Below are 758 nucleotides of genomic sequence, written 5' to 3' on the forward strand. Positions count from 1 at the left end.
TGGTGCCGGCCAGCTTGACCCGGATTGAGACGGTGCCCCTGACCCTGAATGGCAAGCTGGATCGCCAGGCACTGCCGGCCCCGGTGTGGGTGAGCCGGGGCGGTTATGTGGCGCCGCGCGATGCGCTGGAAACCCAGTTGTGTGCCGTCTGGCAGGACGTCCTGGGGCTGGAGCAGGTCGGCATTGAGGATAACTTCTTCCGTATCGGGGGGGATTCGATTGTCAGTATCCGTCTGGTGTCTAAACTTCGGCAGGCGGGTTTTTCGCTACAGGTCAAATCGATTTTTGATGCCCCGACGGTGGCGCGGTTGGCTAAGTTGCTGGCCCAGGCCTCCACGGCGGTCAGGGTGATTGCCGAGCCGGGATTATTAAGCGGGGAGTTTGGCTTATTGCCGATCCAGCAGGCCTTCTTCGGCCGGAACCTGCCGTGTCCGCACCATTGGAATCAGGCATTTATGATGCAGCTTCCCGGAGAAATCCGGTACGCTGATATTGAGCAGGCCCTGATCCGGCTGGCCGGGCGGCACGATATGCTGCGTACCCGCTTTGTCTGCACAGAAGACGGTTACCGTCAGTGTTATCAGGCTGAGATGCCATTCGGGTTGCCCGCCTTACACCGCGCTGATGTCAGCGTGCTGGAGAAGGCGGCATTACATCAACAGCTGACGCAGTGGCAGGGCGGGTTTGATTATGCTGCCGGGTCTTTATGGCAGGCCGGTCATCTGACCGGGTACGCGGACGGCAGCGCCCGGTTATTC

1 protein-coding gene is annotated in these 758 nt (G+C 60.7%); it reads left to right on the top strand.

Annotation, left to right across the window (positions count from 1 at the left end; genetic code table 11):
• Window positions 1–137 precede the first annotated feature (137 nt).
• The coding region (locus tag NXS07_RS22565) for a condensation domain-containing protein (RefSeq protein WP_258087574.1) at window positions 138–758 on the top strand (621 nt) is incomplete at its 3' end.

Origin of the sequence: Xenorhabdus bovienii, assembly GCF_024721015.1 — a bacterium.
Lineage (GTDB): Bacteria > Pseudomonadota > Gammaproteobacteria > Enterobacterales > Enterobacteriaceae > Xenorhabdus > Xenorhabdus bovienii.